Source organism: Pseudoclavibacter sp. Marseille-Q434 (genome assembly GCF_050315415.1).
Classification (GTDB): Bacteria; Actinomycetota; Actinomycetes; order Actinomycetales; family Microbacteriaceae; genus Pseudoclavibacter.
In genome coordinates, this window is sequence record NZ_JBNPQH010000005.1 from 111,564 (window position 1) to 132,179 (window position 20,616).

General features: G+C 67.7%; 22 protein-coding genes. 10 read left to right on the forward strand and 12 right to left on the reverse strand.

All coding sequences use genetic code 11. From position 1 onward, the window contains the following. Positions 1–24 precede the first annotated feature (24 nt). The 4 genes from ACQFZP_RS17010 to ACQFZP_RS17025 all read right to left on the reverse strand — a co-directional run bounded on the left by ACQFZP_RS17010 (position 25) and on the right by ACQFZP_RS17025 (position 4,606). Complete coding sequence (locus tag ACQFZP_RS17010) at positions 25–969, reverse strand: carbohydrate ABC transporter permease (protein WP_104310210.1); 945 nt, start codon at positions 967–969, stop codon at positions 25–27. Continuing rightward, positions 966–1,964 (reverse strand): carbohydrate ABC transporter permease, encoded by a 999-nt coding sequence (locus tag ACQFZP_RS17015; protein WP_179555815.1) that lies wholly within the window; start codon positions 1,962–1,964, stop codon positions 966–968. Before ACQFZP_RS17015 ends, ACQFZP_RS17010 begins: the two co-directional genes overlap by 4 nt. 147 nt (positions 1,965–2,111) lie before the next feature. Further along, entirely contained in the window at positions 2,112–3,461 is a 1,350-nt protein-coding gene (locus tag ACQFZP_RS17020) for an extracellular solute-binding protein (protein ID WP_179555814.1), read from the reverse strand. Positions 3,462–3,592: 131 nt separating this feature from the next. Further along, positions 3,593–4,606 carry a LacI family DNA-binding transcriptional regulator gene (locus ACQFZP_RS17025; protein WP_211892177.1) on the reverse strand — a complete coding sequence of 338 codons (1,014 nt, stop codon included), beginning with the start codon at positions 4,604–4,606 and terminating at the stop codon, positions 3,593–3,595. Positions 4,607–5,071: 465 nt separating this feature from the next. Here ACQFZP_RS17025 and ACQFZP_RS17030 point away from each other — a divergent pair, with 465 nt between their 5' ends. Next, the gene (locus ACQFZP_RS17030; RefSeq protein WP_211892178.1) at positions 5,072–5,635 is read left to right on the forward strand and encodes an AAA family ATPase; all 564 of its coding nucleotides are present in this window, start codon (positions 5,072–5,074) and stop codon (positions 5,633–5,635) included. Positions 5,636–5,735: 100 nt separating this feature from the next. Here ACQFZP_RS17030 and ACQFZP_RS17035 read toward each other — a convergent pair whose 3' ends face one another. Genes ACQFZP_RS17035 through glnT form a run of 4 tightly spaced genes read right to left on the reverse strand, consistent with a single transcriptional unit; the run spans position 5,736 to position 10,295 of the window. Beyond that, positions 5,736–7,112, reverse strand: a complete 1,377-nt coding sequence (locus tag ACQFZP_RS17035) for an FMN-binding glutamate synthase family protein (protein ID WP_211892179.1) — start codon at positions 7,110–7,112, stop codon at positions 5,736–5,738. A gap of 21 nt (positions 7,113–7,133) precedes the next feature. Beyond that, entirely contained in the window at positions 7,134–7,907 is a 774-nt protein-coding gene (locus tag ACQFZP_RS17040; protein WP_104310206.1) for a protein glxC, read from the reverse strand. Then, positions 7,895–8,803 (reverse strand): glutamine amidotransferase, encoded by a 909-nt coding sequence (locus ACQFZP_RS17045; RefSeq protein WP_179555810.1) that lies wholly within the window; start codon positions 8,801–8,803, stop codon positions 7,895–7,897. The genes ACQFZP_RS17040 and ACQFZP_RS17045 overlap by 13 nt, the downstream gene beginning before the upstream one ends. A 52-nt stretch (positions 8,804–8,855) precedes the next feature. After that, entirely contained in the window at positions 8,856–10,295 is a 1,440-nt protein-coding gene (gene glnT / locus ACQFZP_RS17050; RefSeq protein WP_249312681.1) for a type III glutamate--ammonia ligase, read from the reverse strand. Positions 10,296–10,624: 329 nt separating this feature from the next. Between glnT and ACQFZP_RS17055 the strand changes: the two genes are divergently transcribed. The 4 genes from ACQFZP_RS17055 to ACQFZP_RS17070 all read left to right on the forward strand — a co-directional run bounded on the left by ACQFZP_RS17055 (position 10,625) and on the right by ACQFZP_RS17070 (position 13,422). After that, positions 10,625–11,593, forward strand: coding sequence for an aldo/keto reductase (locus ACQFZP_RS17055; protein ID WP_179555809.1), 969 nt, complete (start codon positions 10,625–10,627; stop codon positions 11,591–11,593). 118 nt (positions 11,594–11,711) lie between these two features. Beyond that, positions 11,712–12,512, forward strand: a complete 801-nt coding sequence (gene fabG / locus ACQFZP_RS17060; RefSeq protein WP_211892180.1) for a 3-oxoacyl-ACP reductase FabG — start codon at positions 11,712–11,714, stop codon at positions 12,510–12,512. A gap of 94 nt (positions 12,513–12,606) precedes the next feature. Then, on the forward strand, positions 12,607–12,861 hold the full coding sequence (locus ACQFZP_RS17065; RefSeq protein ID WP_211892181.1) for a hypothetical protein: 255 nt from the start codon (positions 12,607–12,609) through the stop codon (positions 12,859–12,861). A gap of 174 nt (positions 12,862–13,035) precedes the next feature. After that, a complete protein-coding gene (locus ACQFZP_RS17070) occupies positions 13,036–13,422 on the forward strand; it encodes a hypothetical protein (RefSeq protein WP_104310201.1) in 387 nt (128 codons plus the stop codon). Here ACQFZP_RS17070 and ACQFZP_RS17075 read toward each other — a convergent pair. Continuing rightward, positions 13,419–13,847 (reverse strand): bleomycin resistance protein, encoded by a 429-nt coding sequence (locus ACQFZP_RS17075; RefSeq protein ID WP_211892182.1) that lies wholly within the window; start codon positions 13,845–13,847, stop codon positions 13,419–13,421. The genes ACQFZP_RS17070 and ACQFZP_RS17075 overlap by 4 nt on opposite strands. A gap of 141 nt (positions 13,848–13,988) precedes the next feature. On the opposite strand from ACQFZP_RS17075, the gene ACQFZP_RS17080 reads away from it, so the two are divergent. Continuing rightward, the gene (locus tag ACQFZP_RS17080) at positions 13,989–14,516 is read left to right on the forward strand and encodes a PadR family transcriptional regulator (protein WP_211892183.1); all 528 of its coding nucleotides are present in this window, start codon (positions 13,989–13,991) and stop codon (positions 14,514–14,516) included. Then, a complete protein-coding gene (locus ACQFZP_RS17085) occupies positions 14,513–14,893 on the forward strand; it encodes a hypothetical protein (protein ID WP_211892184.1) in 381 nt (126 codons plus the stop codon). Before ACQFZP_RS17080 ends, ACQFZP_RS17085 begins: the two co-directional genes overlap by 4 nt. Positions 14,894–15,069: 176 nt before the next feature. On the opposite strand, the gene ACQFZP_RS17090 is transcribed toward ACQFZP_RS17085, so the two are convergent. The 3 genes from ACQFZP_RS17090 to ACQFZP_RS17100 all read right to left on the reverse strand — a co-directional run bounded on the left by ACQFZP_RS17090 (position 15,070) and on the right by ACQFZP_RS17100 (position 17,221). Further along, positions 15,070–15,765 carry a cache domain-containing protein gene (locus tag ACQFZP_RS17090; RefSeq protein WP_211892185.1) on the reverse strand — a complete coding sequence of 232 codons (696 nt, stop codon included), beginning with the start codon at positions 15,763–15,765 and terminating at the stop codon, positions 15,070–15,072. 108 nt (positions 15,766–15,873) lie between these two features. After that, entirely contained in the window at positions 15,874–16,362 is a 489-nt protein-coding gene (locus tag ACQFZP_RS17095; RefSeq protein WP_211892186.1) for a DUF5956 family protein, read from the reverse strand. 58 nt (positions 16,363–16,420) lie between these two features. After that, the gene (locus ACQFZP_RS17100; protein ID WP_307852967.1) at positions 16,421–17,221 is read right to left on the reverse strand and encodes a FadR/GntR family transcriptional regulator; all 801 of its coding nucleotides are present in this window, start codon (positions 17,219–17,221) and stop codon (positions 16,421–16,423) included. A 115-nt stretch (positions 17,222–17,336) separates the two neighbouring features. Here ACQFZP_RS17100 and ACQFZP_RS17105 point away from each other — a divergent pair, with 115 nt between their 5' ends. The 3 genes from ACQFZP_RS17105 to ACQFZP_RS17115 all read left to right on the forward strand — a co-directional run bounded on the left by ACQFZP_RS17105 (position 17,337) and on the right by ACQFZP_RS17115 (position 20,612). Next, the gene (locus ACQFZP_RS17105; RefSeq protein WP_249312682.1) at positions 17,337–18,407 is read left to right on the forward strand and encodes an ABC transporter ATP-binding protein; all 1,071 of its coding nucleotides are present in this window, start codon (positions 17,337–17,339) and stop codon (positions 18,405–18,407) included. Positions 18,408–18,475: 68 nt separating this feature from the next. Then, complete coding sequence (locus ACQFZP_RS17110; RefSeq protein WP_211892189.1) at positions 18,476–19,657, forward strand: ABC transporter substrate-binding protein; 1,182 nt, start codon at positions 18,476–18,478, stop codon at positions 19,655–19,657. A 100-nt stretch (positions 19,658–19,757) separates the two neighbouring features. After that, positions 19,758–20,612, forward strand: coding sequence for an ABC transporter permease (locus tag ACQFZP_RS17115; protein ID WP_307852968.1), 855 nt, complete (start codon positions 19,758–19,760; stop codon positions 20,610–20,612). Positions 20,613–20,616: the final 4 nt, after the last annotated feature.

Genomic DNA, 20,616 nt, shown 5'->3' on the forward strand with positions numbered 1-20,616 from the left:
GGTGAGAGCTGGGGATGCGCGGGGTTACTTGACTGCGCCGAGCGAGAGGCCGCCCTGCCAGTACTTCTGCAGCGAGAGGAAGGCGATGACAAGCGGCACGATGGAGAGGAAGGCGCCAGTGACGATGAGGTTCCAGACCTGCTCGCCGCCGGCTCCCGCGTTGGAGAGCGCCGTCCAGCTGTTGAGCCCGACGGTGACGGGGAGGAGGTTCGGGTCGCTCAGCACGGCGAGCGGCAGGAAGAAGTTGTTCCACGTGCCGACGACGCTGAGGAGCAGGACGGTGACGATCGCGGGGCGCAGCAGTGGCAGCGCGACCTGGAAGAAGATGCGGATCTCCCCCGCCCCGTCGACTCGTGCCGCGTCCAGGATCTCGTCTGGCACCGCATCCTGGGCGTAGATGCGCATGAGGTACACGCCGAACGGGTTCAGCAGCGACGGGAGGATGACCGCCCAGATCGTGTTGACGAGGCCGGCCTCGCTGAGGAGGACGAAGGTCGGGATGACCAAGGCCGTGAGCGGCACCATGACAGCGCCGAGCAGCACGTTGAAGAAGACCGTGCGGCCGCGGAAGCGGTACTTCGCGAAGCCGTAGCCGGCGAACACCGCGAGGATCGTCGCCCCGATGCCTCCCGTGAAGGCGTAGAGGAACGAGTTGCCGAGCCAGCGCCAGTAGATGCCGCCCTGGTGGGTGCTGAGCTGCGCGATGTTGTCGAAGAGGTTGAAGCTGTCGTCGAACCAGAGCGGCCCGCCGCTGCCGGTGAAGAGCCCCGCCGTGTCCTTGGTGGACGCCACGATGAGCCACCACAGCGGCATGATGAAGTAGATGACGAATGCGAGCAGCAGGATGTGCGAGAAGGTGCGCTTCGCCTTCGACCCGCCTCTGCGGAGGTCGGCGTTGCGCTGGGCGCGCGCGAAGCTGCGCTGCTGTCGTGGGGTGAGCGTGGAACTCGCCGCGGTCTCCGTGGTCATTTCAGCCCGCTCTGCTTGCGTGTGAGGAAGAGGAAGAAGTAGGAGCCGATGAACACGACGACTCCGAGCGCGAACGAGATCGCCGACGCGTAGTTGAACTGGCTGTAGGAGAAGGCCAGCGAGTAGGCGTACATGTTCGGCGTGTACGACACGGGGATCGCGCCCTGCGCGATGCCGCGGAGCACTTGCGGCTCGGTGAAGAACTGCAGCGTCCCGATCATCGCGAAGATGAGCACCATGACCATCGACGACGAGATCATGGGCACCTTGATGCGCAGCGCCATCTGCAGCGAGGTGACGCCGTCGATGCGGGCCGCCTCGTAGATGGAGCGGTCGATGCCCTGGAGGGCCGCGTAGATGATGATCATGTAGTAGCCGGCCCACTGCCAGGTGACGATGTTCACGAGGCTGCCGAAGATGGCGCTCTGCGCGAGGAAGTCGGGAGCCGCGAGCCCGAAGAGCTCGAACAGGTCACTGGCCGGACCGAAGCGCGGGCTGTAGAGGAAGCCCCACATGAGCGCCCCAATGACGACCGGGATGGCGTACGGCAGGAAGATCATGAGCCGCGAGAACTTCGACGCCCACGTCGTCAGGCTGTCGAGCACCAGCGCGGCGATGAGCGCCACGAGCATCTGTAACGGGATCATGACGAGCGCGAACTGTCCGACGCGCAGCAGGCCGTCGAGGAAGATCGGGTCGGTGAACGCCTTCGCGTAGTTGTCGAACCACGTGAACGACGTGCCCATCGCGAGCGTCGACGTCTGCAGGCTCATCCAGAACGCGTAGAAGAGCGGCACGATCAGGAACGTCACGAACACGACCGCGAACGGGGCGACGAACAGCCACCCGATGCGCTGCCGACGACGCTCGATGGGGCCGATCACTGCCCGCGGCTTGCGGGGTCTGCCCTGCTTGCGAGGAGGCGGGGCGCTTTCCTGCTCGCCCGGTTCCGCCTCACGTGCACTCGGCACGATCACGGCATTCGGAGTAGCCATTTCGAGTCCTTCTGTCTGTCATCACGCTGTCTGTCATCACGAAGCCGGTGCTGCGGTGGGCGCACTGGAGGAGGCGTCCGGGCATCGGGTCGGCCGCTGTCGCGCGGCGGTCGACGCCGATGCCCGGACGGGGGTCGGCGCTGCCGACTACTCGGTGACGGTGAAGCCCTGCTCCGTGGCGTACTGCACGAGCGACGCCTGCAGGTCGTCCAGCGCCTGATCCGACGACTTCTGGCCCTGCACCATCGCGTACTGCTGCTCCGTGAGCTGGTCGAAGGCGTAGTTCTGGAACGGGCTGAACGTGAAGCCGGAGTAGCCAGCCGCCGCGGGGAGGAAGACCTCCTTGTTGACCTGCTGCCCACCGAAGAACTCTGCTTCGAGCTCGGTGAAGTACTCCGACTCGAGGACCGGGGTGTAGGTCGGGAACAGCGCGCCCTCCTCGATGCCGATCTTCCAAGCCTCCTCCGTGCCGAAGATCTCCATGGCGACGCGAGCGGCAAGCGCCTTGTCGTCGGCCTGCTCGGTCACGGCGAACGTGGACCCGCCCCAGTTCACGTCGACCGGGTTGGCCGCATCCCACTGCGGGAGCGGGGCCGCGCGCCACTCGGCGGTTCCGTCGGCGTCCGACAGACCCTGCAGGTAGCCGGGGCCCCAGGCCGCGGCGAGGTAGACGGCGTAGGTGCCATCGACGAGGCTCGTGTTGTAGTCGGCGGTGAAGGCGTCGTCCGTCGTGACGAGGTCCTTCTTCACCAGGTCGTCCCAGTAGGCGAGCACCTCCTTGGCGTTGTCGTCGTTGACGTTGATGCCGACCTCGGTGGGGTTGGTCTTGTCGTAGACGAACGGCTCGGAGCCTGCCTGCGCGAAGAGCGCCTGGTTGAAGGCGCGACCGTTTGTGGGGAAGTTGGCCAGGACTCCGCCGGAACCGGCGTCCTTGAGCTGCTGCGCTGCCGTGGCGAACTCGTCCCATGTCGTCGGCACGGCGATACCCGCCGCGTCGAAGAGGTCCTGGCGGTAGAGCATGCCCATGGGGCCGCTGTCGACCGGGATGGCGTAGACGGCGTCGCCGCTCGTCACGTCACTCCAGGCACCCTCCGTGTAGCTGCCGGAGAGGTCGTTCGCGCCGAACTCGCTGATGTCCACCAGGGCATCCCGGATCGTGAAGCTCGAGAGCACCTCGCTCTCGAGCATGATCACGTCGGGGGCTCCCGAGCCGGCCTCGATGGCGGTGGAGAACTTCGTGTACTCGTCGTTCCCCTGGCCGGCGTTCGTCCAGCACACCTGAACATCGTCGTGGGTCTGGTTGTACAGGTCGACGACCTGCTCGAACGCGGGGTACCAAGCCCAGACGAGCACCTGCGGGGCGTCCTCGTTCACGATCGTGTTCGTGCACGTGGCGTCCGCAGCAGCGGTGCCACCGCCTCCGCCAGACGAGCATGCGCTCAGCGCGACGGCCGTGAGTGCTGCGGCGCTGATGGCCGTCAGAGTTCTCTTGTTCATGGGGGAGCGAACCTCTCGAGGATGAAACGTCATTGTCATCGCCTCTGCGATTTACAACGTTGTAGGTAAACGTTGTAAATGCGATCCTGCCGAAAGAGATCGACCCTGTCAAGGCCCGATTCGAGACGAGCTCAGCGCGCAGTCGACTCCCGGCGCACGAGCGTGAACTCCGTCAGCAGCTCGCGCGGCTCGGGCGGCGCATCCCGGTTGTCCATGCGCTCCACGAGCATCTCCACCGCTCGCTTCGCGATCTCGTCGCGGCCCGGCGCGATCGTGGTCAGCGTCGGCAGCGAGTACCGCGTCTCGTCGATGTCGTCGAAGCCGACCACGGCGACATCCTCGGGCATGCGGATGCCCCGCTCGCTCAGCACCCGCATTGCGCCGAGCGCGAGCGAGTCATTGAACCCGACGATGCCGTCGAACTCGATGCCGGACGCCAGCACCTCCCGCATCGCCTCGGCACCATCGAAGCGATGCCACGTGCCGACCGGCCTCACCAGCTCGTCGCGGAACGGCAGGCCGGCGGCTTCGAGCGCCTGCCGATACCCCAACGTGCGCAGCGCAGCCGACCCGACCTCCTCGTCCGGGTGAGAGCCAAGCGCGATGATGCGCGTGCATCCCACCTCGATGAGATGCTCCGTCGCGGCGCGCGTGCCCTCCGTGTTGCGCATCGTCACATGGTCAGTGGGACCGTTGAAGATGCGCTCCCCCAGCAGCACCATCGGCACGCGCACGTCAGCCAGCAACGGCGCATCCTCCTCCCCCAGCTCGAGCACGCTGAACAAGATCCCGTCAACAAACTCAGCCCTCGGCCCCTTCAGCGCCGCGATCTCGCTCTCGCGAGAACCGCCGGACTGCTCGATCAGCACCGAGAGATCGTGGGCAGCCGCCGCACGCATCACCGCCTCGGCCAGCTCCGAGAAGTAGGCGTTCCGCAGATCCGGGATGACGAGGCTGATCACGCCAGTGCGCCCGAGACGCAACCCGCGAGCGGCCAGGTTCGGGCGGTACCCGACCTCGGCGATCGCATCCAGCACCCGCTGCTTCGTGTTGGCACGGATATGCGGATAGTTGTGGATGACGTTCGACACCGTCTTGATCGACACACCCGCCACTCGGGCAACGTCATGGAGGGTCGCAGCCATGGGCGTGGTCGTCTCTCTTCAGGCGGCGCGCTGCAGGTTCCGAGCACAGCGCGCGCCGTTGCAGGGATGCTCGTGCGCGTCACTCTACAACGTTGCAGACGCATCGTTTGCGCGCATCGGCGGGCGCGTGCCGAACGCTCGGCGGATGCGGCCGCCTGACCAACATCAGTGCAATATCGGGCCGATTCGCCGTCGAACACTGAGATTGCGCCGCTATCGCACGGATGCTGGCCAGCCATTGGCCAACATCCGTGACGAAACCTGAGCTTCCCGCTCGATAGACCCTCGAGGCACCCTCTGATCACGGAAGTTGGCCACGGGAGTTAGTGAAAGGGCGTGGTGGTCAAGCCCGTGGAGACGGAGTGTGCCGCGCAGACGTGGACCGGCAGCGCCCGGCGAGTTGCCGGCGCTGTCGCGAGTCGCTGCGATGGCGGTGGCGCGCGCGACGACCTAGGCTCGCGTGCCATGCGGATCGTCGTGTCGGGAACCCATGCGAGTGGCAAGAGCACGCTCATCAGCGACTTCGCGGCCGCGCATCCGGAGTACCTCGTGCTGCCGGATCCGTTCGAGGAACTCATCGACGACCGCTTCGATGAACTCGACGCGGCCCTGTTCAGCCGCCAGCTCGACATCGCGGCTCACCGGCTGGCCGAGCTTCCGGCGGGCTCCAACGTCATCGCCGAACGCGGGCCCGTCGACTTTCTGGCCTACCTGCACGCACTCGATGCGCTCGGCAGGCCCGGGCGGTCGCGCGCCGCCATCCAGCGCGGGACGGCGCTCACGAGGCAAGCCACCGAGCAGATCGATCTCGTCGCCCTCGTGCCCCTCGCCTATCGGGACCAGATCGCGGTCGGCGAGGACGAGGACCTCGAACTCCGGGATGCCATGGACGATGCCCTCCTCGACCTCGCCTCCGAGCCGGAGTTCGTCGGGCGCCGCGTCGTGGAGCTCGCGGGCGACCGGGTCGAGCGTCTCGCCCGACTCGAGGAGGCAACCGTCCGGTACTCGACACCTGACCAACTTCCGTGATGAAACCTGGGCATCCGAGGCTTCGAGGCTCCGATGTGTCGTCTCGTCATGGAAGTTGGCCAGGCTGCGGCAGTCAGAGGCTGAGGAGGCCGGCCTGCCCTCAGTACTGCTTGCCGGGGATCCAGCTGGTGCCGGCGAGCGGCACGTTGGCCATGGCGGCCGACTCGACGGTCAGCGCGACGAGGTCCTCCGGCTCGAGGTTGCGGATGTGCGACTTGCCGCACGCGCGGGCGATGGTCTGCGCCTCCATGGTCAGCACGCGCAGGTAGTTCGCGAGGCGTCGCCCGCCCTCGACTGGGTTGAGGCGGGAGGCGAGCTCCGGGTCCTGCGTCGAGATGCCGGCCGGGTCGCGCCCGTCTTGGAAGTCGTCGTAGAAGCCCGCGGCCGAGCCGATGTCGGCGTACTCCTGCTGGTAGCGGGGGTCGTTGTCGCCGAGCGCGATGAGCGCGGCTGTGCCGATCGCGACCGCATCGGCGCCGAGCGCCATGGCCTTCGCGACGTCGGCGCCCGTGCGGATGCCGCCGGACACGATGAGCTGCACCTTGCGGTGCATCCCGAGCTCCTGCAGCGCTGCGACGGCCTGCGGAATCGCGGCGAGCGTCGGGATGCCGACGTTCTCGATGAACACCTGCTGCGTTGCAGCCGTGCCGCCCTGCATGCCGTCGAGCACCACCACGTCAGCGCCGGCCTTCACGGCGAGCGCCGTGTCGTAGTAGGGGCGGGATGCGCCGATCTTCACGTAGATCGGCTTCTCCCAGCCGGTGATCTCGCGGAGCTCGGCGATCTTGATCGTGAGGTCGTCGGGGCCCGTCCAGTCGGGGTGGCGGCTCGCGGAGCGCTGGTCGATACCGATGGGCAGGGTTCGCATCCCGGCCACACGCTCGGTGATCTTCTGCCCGAGCAGCATGCCGCCGCCGCCAGGCTTCGCGCCCTGCCCGAGCACGATCTCGATCGCGTCGGCCTTGCGCAGGTCGTCCGGGTTCATGCCGTATCGGGAGGGCAGGTACTGGTAGACGAGGTGCTTCGACTGGCCGCGCTCCTCCGGCGTCATGCCGCCGTCGCCGGTCGTCGTGGAGGTGCCGACCTCGGACGCGCCTCGGCCGAGGGCCTCCTTGGCGTTGGCGGAGAGGGCGCCGAAGCTCATGCCCGCGATGGTGACGGGAATGTCGAGGTGCAGCGGCTTCGAGGCGAAGCGGTCGCCGAGCACGACGTCGGTGCCGCAGCGCTCGCGGTACCCCTCGAGCGGGTAGCGCGACATGGATGCGCCGAGGAACAGCAGGTCGTCGAAGTGCGGCAGTTGCCGCTTCGCACCCCACCCGCGGATGTCGTAGATGCCGGTGCGGGCGGCGCGCTGGATGTCGGAGATCGTCGCGCGGTCGAAGGTCGCCGACTCGCGGAGGCCGAGCTCGGCGAGCTGCGCGGGCGACTGGGTGGGAGTTGCGGTGACCGTGGATGTGGGCTGTTCGATGAGCGTCATGGCTGGCTCTCTCTGCTCGGCCTAGTAGGCGTTGTCGACGTTGAAGTGGTAGAGCTTGCGGGCCGAGCCGTAGCGCTTGAAGGCCGCCGGGTCGTCGTCGCGGCCGGCGGCGAGCAGCAGCTCGGCGAGTTCCGCGAGGTGCTCGTCGCGCATGGGCTTCTCGATGCAGTCGGCGCCGAGCGATTCGACGGTGCCCTGCACGTAGATGCGCGTCTCGTAGATGGAGTCACCGAGCGCTTCCCCTGCGTCGCCGCACACGACGAGGCGTCCGGCCTGCGCCATGAACGCCGACATGTGGCCGATGCTGCCGCCCACGACGATGTCCACGCCCTTCATGGAGATGCCACAGCGGGCCCCCGCGTTGCCGTCGATGACGACGAGACCGCCGTGGCCGGTCGCGGCCGCCGACTGGGAGGCGTCACCCGTGACGTGCACGGTGCCGCTCATGATGTTCTCGGCGAGCCCGACGCCGGCGTTGCCGTTGATCGTGACCGAGCCCTGCTGGTGCATCCCGGCGGCGTAGTAGCCGACGTGCCCGTCGATCGTGACGTCGATGGCGGAGGTGATGCCGACCGCGACGTTGTGCTTCCCGGCGGGGTGCTGGATGCTCCACCTGGTTCCGCCTTCGGCCGTCTGCACTGCCGCGTTCACGACTCGCACATCCTGGCCCGCGAGGTCGATGGTGGTAGTGGTGGCTGCCGCCGAAGCTGATGCCGGAGCCGCCGCCGGAAGCGACGTGGGGGCCGGTGCGACCGCCGGGGCTGCCGCGTACTGGGTGCTGTCTAGAGTGACCACGTGTAGACCTTTCCGGGGACTGGTTCGAAGATGTCGGCCGATTCGATGCCGGGGAGCTGCGCGAGGGCGCGGTATTCGGAGGCCATGGCCACGTAGTCGTCGGTGACGGCGACGATGGCTGGCTTGCAGGCGATGGGGTCGCGCACGATGGCCATGCTGTCGGCGGTGGTGACGACAAGCGTGTAGAAGCCGTCGAAGACCTCGCCGAGGTTGATGAGCGCTTCCTCGAGGGTGTCGCCCTGCTCGAGGCGGGAGGCGATGTAGCGGGCGCCGACCTCGGTGTCGTTCTCGGAGTCGAACTGCACGCCAGTGCGCTTCAGCTCGCGGCGGATGGACGCGTGGTTGGAGAAGGAGCCGTTGTGCACGAGGCACAGGTCGTCAGCGACGGCGAAGGGATGCGTGCCGCCCGCCGTCACGGCCGACTCGGTGGCCATGCGGGTGTGCGAGACGCCCTGGCTGCCGGACATCGACTCGAGGCCGTGGTTGGAGGCGACATCCATGGGGTTGCCGACGCTCTTCATGACGGCGAGGTGGCCGCCGCGGCCGATGATCGTGGCGGTCGGGAGGGCCGCGCTGACCGCATCCGCGAGGAGGCTCGTCGACAGCTCCCCGCTGACGAGCGTCGTGTCCCCGACGACCGAGACCTTGGGGGCGGCGCCCGCAGGCAGGGTGCGCTCGAGCTCGGCCGTCAGCTCTTCTGCGGTGAGCAGCTGCGTGCCCCCGAGCAGGCTGAGGGTCGACGCCGCACTGCCGGTGAGGTCTGGGTTGTCGTAGACGGCGAGGCCGGCGGAGTCGGGTCCGCGGTCGACCATCTCGCAGAGCATGGTCGAGAGCAGGTCGCCCATCTGCGGCCTGAGCTGGGGGTTGCGCAACTGCAGCGCGGCGATTCCACACACGGGCGTGGTCCTTTCGAGGGGGTGAGCTGGTCTGGCTTCTGGATGCGGGCGGTTAGAAGGCGGTGAGGTAGGTGTCGAGCTCCCAGTTGCTGACCTGGGCGTGCCAGGTGAGGAACTCGGTCTCCTTCGCGTCGGCGAAGTAGCGGCCGGTGGCCTCGTCTCCGCTGAGGCTGGCGAGGATCACGGGGTCGTGGCGCAGCGCTTCGACGGCGTGGAGGAGCGTTGCGGGGAGCACGGCCGCGCCCTCCGGCGCCTGCCCTGGCCCCGACGGGTTGCCCGGGTCGATGCTGTTGTCGATGCCGTCGATGCCCGCCATGATGGCCGTCGCGACCGCGAGGTAGGGGTTGGCGGCACCGTCACCCGAACGGAGCTCGACGCGCTTGTTGTCCGGCACGCGCACCATGTGCGTGCGGTCGTTGCCGCCGTACGACGCCTTGCGCGGCGACCAGGTCGCCCCGGAGCTGGAGGTGGCCGTGCCGATGCGCTTGTACGAGTTCACCGAGGGGGCGAGGAACGCCTGCAGCGCGGGGGCGTGCTCGAGGAGGCCGGCCACGAAGCCGTACGCGACGGGCGAGAGGCCGAGGCCGCGCGCATCCGCTTCGCTGTCGGTGCCCGTCGTCGCGGGGAAGAGCGGCTCGTCCTGCTCGCTCCAGAGGGAGAGGTGCAGGTGGAGGCCCGTGCCCGTGCGGTTGGTGAAGGGCTTGGGCATGAACGTGGCCGTCATGCCGCGCTCCTCGGCGAGCACGTTGAGGATGTAGCGGAGCGTGATGACCCGGTCGGCCGTCGTGAGCGCGTCGGCGTAGTCGAAGTTCTGCTCGAACTGGCCGGCGCCGTCCTCGTGGTCGTTGGCGTAGTTGCCCCAGCCGAGCGAGTTGATGGCGGTCGAGACGGATGCGAGGTGGTCGTACATCCGCGTCACGCCTCGGGCGTCGTAGCAGGGGCGCGGGCCGTTGTCCCGCTTGTCCGCCGGGGCGAGGGTGCCGTCTTCTGCACGGTCGACGAGGAAGTACTCGACCTCGGCGCCGACCTTGGCCGTCATGCCGCGTGTGGCGAGCTCGGCGATGGCGCGCTTCAGGATGTTCCGGGGCGCGTACGGCCACGGCTTGCCGTTGACGTGCGGGTCGCAATGCACGAGCGCGAGCCCCTCGCGCACGAACGGCAGCGGCGTGAACGAGTCGAGGTCGGGGATCGCGATGAGGTCGGGGTCGTGCTGCTCCTGGCCGATGAGGCCGGCGGCGAAGCCCGCGAACCCGAGGGCGCCCGCTTCGAGCTCGTCGGCCGCCGAGGTCGGCACGAGCTTCGCGCACGGCTTCCCGTTGAGGTCGACGAAGGTGGCGAGGATGAAGTGCACGCCATGCGCCTGCGCGAGGTCGCGGAGCGTGATGCGGTCGCCGGCCGCGAGGCTGTCCCCACCTGGTGGGGTGGCCTCGACCAGCTTGGGGGCTAGTTGCGTCATGGTCGTCTCCCGCATGTTGTCGATGTTACCTGACATGAAACCTTGTTCGCCAATAGTAGACATGCGGATGTTTCCAGAGCGTTCGCCCCTGTAAACACTGGGTTACGGCGGTGGCGCCGGCGCGGGCGGCGGCGGCGCGCGCAGACATTGCCCTTGCGCACCCGGGCGCGCCGAAAGGCAGGCACAACCCCCAGGTCTGGCGAAGCCACGTCCGCAGACCTCGCAGTTGCACATCCCCGCGCGTACCTTCACCTGCACAACCCCCAGGCCTGGCGTCGGGTGGCGAGAGCCAGCAAGCCGGGCACTGCGTAACGGGTACTCGCAGGAACTCCCTCGATGTCGGTGGTCCGCCATACGCTCCTGGCATGGAGTACACGAACCTCGGCCGAACCGGCCTCCGCGTCAGTCGCCTCGCCCTCGGCTGCATGAGCTTCGGCGACCCGAATCGCGGCCTGCACAGCTGGACCCTCGATGACGACGCGGCGGCGCCGCTGCTCCGCCAGGCGGTGGAGCTCGGCATCACCTTCTGGGACACCGCGAACGTCTACCAGCAGGGCACCAGCGAGGAGATCATCGGCCGCGCGATGCGCCGCTTCAGCCGACGCGAGGACATCGTGCTCGCGACCAAGGTCTCCGGCAAGATGCACGACGGCCCCGGCGGCTCGGGCCTCTCCCGGAAGGCTATCCTCGAGCAGGCGAACGCCTCTCTCGAGCGGCTCGGCACCGACCACGTCGACGTGCTGTACATCCACCGGTTCGACGACGCGACCCCGGTCGAGGAGACGATGCAGACGCTCGACGACCTCGTACGCGCGGGCAAGGTGCGCTACCTCGGCGCATCGTCGATGTACGCGTGGCAGTTCGCGAAGCTGCAGCAGGCGGCGGCCGTCGGCGGATGGACGCCCTTCGTCGCCATGCAGGACCAGTACAACCTGCTGAAGCGCGAGGAGGAGCGGGAGATGATCCCCATGTGCGCCGACATGGGCGTCGGCCTCGTGCCCTACTCGCCGAACGGCAAGGGGCGCCTGACCCGCCCGCGCGGCCAATCGTCGTCACGCGCCGAGGTCGACGCCGTCGCGAAGGCGTTCGACGCCGACGCCGATGGCCCGATCATCGATGTCGTCGAGCAGATCGCTGCAGAACGCGACGTGCCGATGGCTCGGGTCGCGCTCGCCTGGGTGCTGCGCAACCCGACGGTGGCGGCACCGATCGTGGGCGCGACGAAGGCCAGGCACCTTGACGACGCCGTCGCCGCGCTCGAGCTGACGCTCACCGATGACGAGGTGGCGCGGCTCGAGGCGCCCTACGTCACCCAGCCTCCGTTCTGGTGGTGACGGCGCGGCTCGGCGTAAACACTGGGTTACGAGCGATCGCCGGGAGGTTTCGCCCCGCCCGCCGCAGCTCCTCGTCGCGATGGAATGGCCACACCTGCCCATCCACGAAAGGCGCCCCATGCCGACTGCACCGCTCTTCGACCTGTCCGATACCCGCGTCGTCATGACGGGCGGCACGAAGGGCATCGGCTTCGGCATCGCCAGCGTGTTCGTGCAGGCGGGCGCGCGCGTTGCCGTCGCTGGCCGCTCTCAGACGGGAGTGGATGCGGCCGTCGCCTCGCTCGAGGAGCTTGCGGGGCCGGAGGAACCAGGGCGCGTGGTCGGCTTCACGGTCGACGTCGCCGACCCGGAGTCGTGCCGCGACCTGGCCGCATCTGCTACCAACCTGCTCGGCGGTATCGATGTGCTGTGCGCCAACGCTGGCATCTTCCCGCAGGCCGAGCTCGACACGATGACGCCGGCACAGCTCGACGAGGTGCTCGACACGAACGTGAAGGGAACGATCTATGCCGTGCAGGCGTGCCTGCCCGCCCTGCAGGAATTGGGGCGAGGCCGGGTCGTCATGACCTCATCCATCACGGGCCCGATCACCGGCTACCCGGGATGGTCGCACTACGGCGCGTCCAAGGCGGCCCAGCTGGGCTTCATGCGCACGGCGGCGATCGAACTGGCCAAGCACGCGATCACCGTCAACGCCGTGCTGCCAGGCAACGTCGAATCAGCTGGACTCGAGGAGATGGGCGAGCAGTACCTCGCGTCGATGACGTCGGCCGTTCCGCTGCGGAGACTCGGCCGCGCGGAGGAGATCGGCTTCGCGGCGGCGTTCCTCGCGAGCAGGGAAGCCGCATTCATCACCGGTCAGACGATCGTCGTCGATGGCGGACAGACGCTCCCCGAATCACCCGACGCCGTCGCCTGATCCGCAGCACCGCCCTCAGGCAACCCTATGCCCACTCCCAGGAATAGCTAGCTAGCCTAACTATCCGGCCAACCACTTCGAACCGAGGAACCCCATGAGCCTGCTCGAGATCCCCCGACAGTCGACACCCCAGTCGGCAGTAGAGGCGACCCCTCGCCGACTGCGCTGGCTCTCACCCGCGAACGGGCTCTGGGTGGCCATGCGCGAGACCCCGACGGGCGACGACTTCGCCGGGTTCGTCGAGCTCGTCCAAGGAGAGTTCCGCGCCCACGACGGCCAGGGCACCTTCCTCGGCGCATTCGAATCGCGCGAGGCAGGGCGCGACGCGATCGAGGGCGCAGCCCGCTGACGATCTGGGCTCCGGACCGCGGGTCGAAACCGACCGACTGGTAAAGTTGGCGGAACCAGACACCAACGACCAGCGGCTCCCCTGTCGCCGGCCGTCACGCGCCAGGGCCGAGCCCGCGCGAAGCGGTCCGCCTGGGATGCCGCTGGCCTACCGCGAGATTGGATCCCATCCCGCATGCCTCTCCTCACCATCCTCATCGGTGCCCTCCTCGTCGTGACCGGTGCCGTCGCGTACTTCGTCAGCGACACCGGCAGCCTCACGGCTCTCATCCCAGCAGCAGTCGGCGTCCTGCTCGTGATCGCAGGCCTCATCGCCCGCAACCCGAAGCTCCGCAAGCACGCCATCCACGGCGCGCTCGCCGTAGCACTGCTGGGTGCCCTCGGCTCGCTCATGAACGTCGCTCAGCTCGGCGACCTCTTCGCCGGCACGGCCGAGCGCCCGGGCGCGATCATCAGCAGCACGATCATGCTGGTCCTGCTCGTCGCGCTCATCACGGCCGGCGTGCGCTCGTTCATCGCCGCCCGCCGCGGTCGTCAGGCGCCCGCGGTCGCGCAGAGCTAGCCAGTTGCTCGCCACCCCAGGCTCTCCTGGAAGCGGATGAGATAACCGTCGGGGTCCGTCACGAGACATTGACGGACCCCGATGTCGTCCTCGCCGACCCGGTACCACTTCGTCTCCGGCGGCATGAAGAGCTCGCGGCCAGACTCCAGGATGGCGCCGGCGATCACATCCGCGTCCGGCACGGCGATCTGGAAGTTGATACCCCTGTCAAGCGGGACCTCAAGCGGGCCGGTCACGCAGTTGCGTCCGACGCCGCGCTGCTCGAGCATGAGGTGCGCCGTGCCGAGCGTGAGGTACGCGAACCCCTCTTCCGGCCGGTCGTACTTGACCGTGAAACCACAGACACCGACCCAGAAGTCCAGGCTCCGGCGCACGTCGGTGACCAGCAGTTCCGGTACAAGGGCCGGCGTGAAATCAGGACTCATGCCTGCATCGTCGCACGTTGATCCGAACACGCCCGCGCACAGAACTTCGCACTCCACCTGGGCCGCCCGCACACGCTGACCGGCCACAGGCAAGCTAGGCTTATATCCCTATTAGGCATACACGACTGGAGTTCGGTGCGCATGCGGTTCGTCATCCTTGGCCTCCTCCTCGGCGGCCCACTCTCGCTCTACGAGGTGCAGCGGCGCTTCGCGAGCGTCATCTCGCTCTTCTACAGCGCAAGCTCCGGCAGCATCCAGCGCGCGCTCCGCACCCTCACGGAGGACGGATTCGTGACCGTCGCCGAAGACACCGATTCGCCCCGCTATCGCAAGCTCCACCACGTCACCACAGAAGGCCGGGCCGCCTGGCGGTCGTGGATGCTCGAGCCGATCACCGGCTCCGACCTCGAGCAGGCGATGCTCGCCAGAGTGTTCTTCCTGGGCCACCTGCCCGAGTCGGGCGAGCGGATGCTTGTGCTTGCGACCATCCGCACCCGAGCCGACGCCGAGCTCGAGCGCTTGGATGCGATCGCGGCCACTCGGCCAGACGCGGCCGAGCTGGCTCGAGTTCAGATGTTCCCGTTTGCGACCCTCGACTATGGGGTTCGCTCGACGCGACTCGCCCTCGAATGGCTGCGCGAACTGGAGACAACCGAGGCGGGATCATGAGCGCGCTCTTCGCTGTCATCGCCACGGCGGTGCTCGCGGGCATCGCCGTCGTGCAAGTGCTCGGTGCCCTGGGCACGCCGGTTGGCCACCTCCTGTGGGGCGGTCAGCACGAGACTCTCCCCAAGAACCTCCGCATCGGCAGTGCACTTTCCGTGCTGCTCTACGCGGCGTTCGCGGTGTTGCTGCTCAGCAGAGCAGGTTCCCTCCCTGGCGGCAACTCGACGTTTGCGGTCGTGTCCACCTGGGTGCTGTTCGGCTACTTCGTCATCGGCATCGTCATGAACGGCATCTCTCGAAGTCGCGCCGAGCGGGCCACGATGACGCCGGCCTGCGTGGTCCTCGCAGCATTGACGCTCGCCGTCGCCCTCGAACTCTGAGGCAGAGCCTCACCCCGCTGTGCTCTGTCCAACTTCCGTGACGAAACCGCGCTCCGGTGCGCGCAAACGCCCGGAGAAGCGCATCCATCCCGGAAGTTAGCCAAGGAAGCTGACGGGGATACCCCGACGAAGACGCAGGGCGCCCCCGAGCCGATCGGCGTCACAGGCGACAGGCCCTAGCCGCGCGTGAGCACCCGCAGCCCGGCGAGGGCGCAGTCGCTGCTCGCGTAGCCCTCAAGAGCGCGCACCGAGTCGCCCGGAGCGAGCCGCGCCTCGGTCGACGCGAGCACCCGCTGGGACGCGTTCACGACACTCACGTCACCGAACTCGCGCAGCGCGGGGATCAGCTCCCGCTCGACGTCGTCGACGAGAAGATCCATGGCGACAACCCCCAAGAAACGCCTCCCGTGCCACACGGGCAGGCTGACGGTGAGCGTGTACTCGTCGCTGCAGAGGTAGTCGACGTGCGGGCCGGCGACGTGGCCCTTGCCTGTTTCCTGCGGCACCCGGAACCACTCGAAGCCGCTGTAGTCGATGTGCTCCCGACTGGGACTCTGCGCTGCGAGCCGCAACTGCGAGCGCATGGGTCCCTGCCACCAGGACAGGTGGCCGCGCGACGGTCCGCGAAGGTCGAGGGATGCGACAAATCCCGCCCCGAAGGCAACCGGCGACGTGCGCTGGAACACCGCGAGCGCAAGCGGCTCGACAAGCTCGTCGAGGTGTCGGTCCGTGAGCTCACCCCGTGCCTCGAGTTCCCCGAGCACGGCACCCAGGTCGGCACTCGCCGAAGCCAGCACGTCGAGGGTCGCCCGGAAGTACTCGTCGAGGATTGGCGCGGGCCCGTATCGCACCGCAGTGGCATCGATCGTCATGGAGCCGCTCCTCTGCATCGGTGATGGCCGATGTTACACAGCCAAGCGCCGCTTGCACAGAGGTCGGGTGGCGGGCATCCTCTCCGAAAACACCGCGCCGGGCGGTAGTCACCAGGACAGCGCTGGCATCCGCCCGTTGAGAAGTACGCGGAGCGCGGCGTGCATTTCGAGAGCTTGTGTGCGCAGGTCACCAGGGACTGCGTCCTGCACCGCAAGGTTGCATACGCCATTGATCTCTCCCTCACTGACCCCCTCTGGGAGGCACAGCATCCACTGCACCGCTCGGGGCGGCTCGGGAACCCCCGCTTCCGCGAGGTACTCGACCATGTCGTCATGGATCTCCGCGATGACGGCGTCGCTCGCAGACACATCGGCGGGTCCACCGACGCGCTGTCCGCCACCGACGGTCTCGTACCGTGCAGCCTCCTGGTACACCCAGCTGGGGCCGGCGAGGTACGCGATGAGCGCAAGCCAGCCGTTGGGTTCGAGCCTCATGAGGTTCGCCACCTGCGGCGGATTCTCCGAGAAATCACCCCACGACCACGTCGGAAGCCCCGCGAGCGCGGCGGCTCGCACCTCGTTGTCATTGATCGGCATCTCTTGGCCCCCCAGCCATACTTCCCCTGCTCTCCACCGCTTCTCGCGGTCAAGAGTCCTACTGCTCGGTCAGCAGCCTGCGCTTCTCCTCGAGCCGTCTGACGACGTCGAGCATGGTCGAGCGCAGCACCTCACGCGCGCCGGCGACATCCCCCCGCTCGACTTCGTCGACGAGCTTCAGTATCTCGCCTCGCTGGATCTCACGCTCAGAGCTGTCCACAGCCAGGAGCCCGAGCAGCGGCGAAACCTCCGACTGCACCCGCATCTGCTCCTTGGTGAGCCGCACCGACTGCCCGAGCGCGCACAGCTCGACGACGACGTCATCGGCGACGTGGCGCCACTGCGCCGGCGTAGGCTGAACCACCTGGCCGTTCGAATCCTGTGAGAGGTCCCCGCCAAACGCCGTGAGTCTGGAGCGGATCGCATCGACTTCGCTGGGTGCGGCACGGGATGCGGCAAGCTCAAGACAGCCGGCGGTCACGGCGAAGTAGTGCGCGGCGAGGTCGCGCAGGGCGGTTCGCGAGGTCGAGGCGAGCTCGTCAGCGGCGTGCGACGCGGGGTCGGCGCCGGCCGTCACGAAGCTGCCGCCCCCTCGTCCGCGTTTTGTTGTGACGAGGCCCCGCTGCCGGAGCAGCACAAGCGCCTCGCGTACGGTGACCGGCGAGACGCCGAGGGACTTCGCGAGCTCGCTCTCCGGGGGGAGCCGTTCGCCGGCTTGCAGCACCCCGCGGTTGATCGCGACGCTCAGGCGCCGTTCGACGAGCGCAGCCTTGCCCTCGTCGGCGACGGCTTGGAAGACGGCGTTGCGCAGGCGCGACGGTACCCCGGCTTCGGGTTCTGTCTGCGGGAGCTGCGGCACCTCGCCATTGTGGCGCATCCGCACTGTTACATCTTGGACACGAGCTTGAAATATGACTTCTGGAACTATATGTTTGCGCTTAATCCGCAGACAGCGCCGTTCCAAGGAGGACCACTTGTCGACCACCGACACACGCGAAGGCGTGACCGACCAGCCCACTCAGGCGCCCGCCGGCGTCACCCTGACGGGCGTCAGCAAGAGGTTCGGCGACTTCACTGCCGTCGAATCGCTCGACCTGCAGGTTCGATCCGGCGAGTTCTTCTCGATGCTCGGCCCGTCCGGCTCCGGCAAGACCACGGTGCTCCGCATGATCGCCGGGTTCGAGCAGCCGACAGGCGGCACCATCGAGCTCGGCGGCACGGATGTCACCAACGCGCCGCCGTTCAGCCGCGAGGTGAACACGGTCTTCCAGGACTACGCACTCTTCCCGCACATGACGGTCGCGCGAAACGTGGCCTACGGCCTCCGAGTGCGCCGAGCGAGCAAGGCTGAGCGCGCCGAGCGGGTGCAGCAGGCGCTCGAGCAGGTGCAGCTCGCGCACCTCGCCGACCGCAAGCCCAGCCAGCTCTCGGGCGGACAGCGCCAACGCATCGCCCTCGCGCGCGCCCTCATCCTGAAGCCCCGCGTGCTCCTCCTCGATGAGCCCCTCGGTGCGCTCGACAAGCAGCTCCGCGAGCAGATGCAGATCGAGCTCAAGCAGATCCAGCGCGAGATCGGCATCACTTTCATCTTCGTCACCCACGACCAGGAAGAGGCACTGACGCTCAGCGACCGCATCGCCGTCTTCAACAAGGGTCGCATCGAACAGATCGGCAGCCCCATCGAGGTGTACGACTCCCCCGCGACCCCGTTCGTCGCCGGCTTCCTCGGCGTCTCCAACCTCCTCGACGCGGATGCGGCCAAGTCCGCCACCGGAATCGACGGGCTGGTCAGCATCCGGCCCGAACGCATCACGCTGCACGCCATCGACGAAGCCGTCTCGCCGGGCCTGCACGGGGCCGTCGGAGTCATCGAGGAGGTCGTCTACACGGGCCCGAGCACGCGCTTCATCATCCGCACCGACACGAATGTGCGCCTCATCTCTGAGATGCACAACACCGAGACGAGCACCACGAGCCGCGGTTTCGCACGCGGCTCCACGGTGCGGGCGACCTGGCACGAAGAGCACGTCGCCGTCATCTCCTGACCCGTCTTCCTAATCCTCTCCACCCGCTCCACCCCACCACCTGACCCTCAAACCGAAGGACAGCACCCATGAAGAAATCGCACGTGGCACTCGCTGCCATGGCCGCCGCATCCGCCCTGGTATTGACGGGCTGCAGCTCCGACGCGGGAGGCGGGGGCGGCGAAGGCGGCCTCAGCATCGACGTGCCAGACGTACCGATGCTCGAAGAGCTCGGCGAGGGCGAGGGACAAGTCAACATCGTCGCCTGGAGCGGATTCGTCGAGCCCGCTTGGAGCGACCAGTTCACCGCAGAGACCGGATGCGTCGTCAACCGCCGCGTCGCGGGCACCAGCGACGAGATGGTCACCCTCATGCGAACGGGCGAGTACGACCTCGTCTCGGCTTCCGGAGACGCGAGCCTCCGCCTCATCGCCGGCGGTGACGTCGCCCCCATCAACGTCGACCTCATCCCCAACTTCGGCGACGACATCGTCGAGGGCATGAAGGGCCAGGTGTACGACACGATCAACGGCAAGAGCTACGGCGTCCCGATCGGTCGCGGCGCGAACATCCTGCAGTACAACAGCGAGGTCGTCACCGAGGCGCCCACCAGCTGGGACGTCGCCTGGGAGGCCGACAGCCCGTACGCGGGGCAGATCATTGCGTACGACGCCCCCATCTACATCGCCGACGCCGCCGTCTACCTCATGGCCACCCAGCCCGACCTCGGCATCACGAACCCATACGCGCTCGACGAGGCGCAGCTGACCGCGGCGGTCGAGCTGCTCAAGACACAGAACGGCATCGTCAGCGAGTACTGGAGCGACCCGGTCGCCCAGATCACCTCGTTCACGGGCGGCACGTCAGTCGTCGGCACCTCGTGGGAGGTGCTCCGCAAGCTCTCGGAAGACGACCGCCTCAAGGGTGTGCTGCCAGAGGAAGGCTCCACCGGCTGGTCCGACGCCTGGATGGTCTCGGCTGAGTCCGCCAACCCGAACTGCGCCTACCTGTGGATGGATTACACCAGCGCAGCCGAGGTCAACGGCCAGATCGCGATGAACTTCGGCATGGCCCCTGCCAACGGCGCCTTCTGCGAACTCAACGCCGAGGCGACCGCTCACTGCGAGGAGTTCCACGCCCTCGACGAGGAGTACTTCTCGAAGGTGTGGTTCTGGACCACCCCGATCGAGCAGTGCGTCGACGGCCGCACCGACGTGCAGTGCACGAACTTCCAGGAGTGGACCAACGCCTGGCAGTCCGTGAAGGGCTGACCCGCCTTCGTCCCGGCCGGCGGCGGCCCTGAAAAGCCGCCGCCGGCCACCCCTCAGGCGCCGCCCTCCCAAGCCGTCGACCACTGAAAGGCATCACCTCGTGACGACACTCGACTCGTGGCTCCACCGACACCGCAGCGCGCGGCTCGGCGGGCTGCTCGCCGCTCCGATGCTGTGGCTCGTCGGCATCTACATCTTCTCGTTGGCCTTCCTGCTCGTGACCGCCTTCTGGGTCACCGACCCCTTCACATCGAAGGTCAAGCCAGGCTTCACGCTCGCCAACTTCGAGGCGATCATCACGACGCCTGCCTACCTCTCGACGAGTTTCCGCACCCTCGGCATCGCGATCGCCGTGACCCTCATCTGCGCCGCCATCGCCATCCCGCTCGGCATCTTCATGGCGAAGATCGCCAGCCCACGCAACCGCGAGCTGCTGGTCATCGCCATCACCATGCCGCTGTGGGCCGGCTACCTCGTCAAGGTGCTCGCCATGCGGATCACGTTCACGGAGGACGGCCTCTTCAACTGGCTGATGAACCCGTTCGGCATCTCCGGACCGGGCTTCAGCATCCCGACCGTGATCCTCACGCTCTGCTACCTGTGGTTCCCGTACATGGCGATGCCGGTCTACACGGCCGTCAGGCAGATCCCGGACAACCTGTTCGACGCGGCCTCCGACCTCGGCGCCGGCAACTGGCTCACCGTACGCTCCGTGGTCTTGCCGCTCATCGTGCCGGCGCTCATCGCGGGCTCCGTCTTCACGTTCTCCTTGAGCCTCGGCGACTACATCACGGCCGAGTTCGTGGGCGGTTCCACGCAGATGATCGGCAGCATCATCGCCTCGAACATCAACCTCAACCCGCCGCTCGCGGCAGCCTTCTCCGTCATCCCCATCGCGTTTGTCCTCATCTACCTGCTCTCCGTGCGCCGCACCGGCGCGCTCGAGCGGCTCTAGCGCT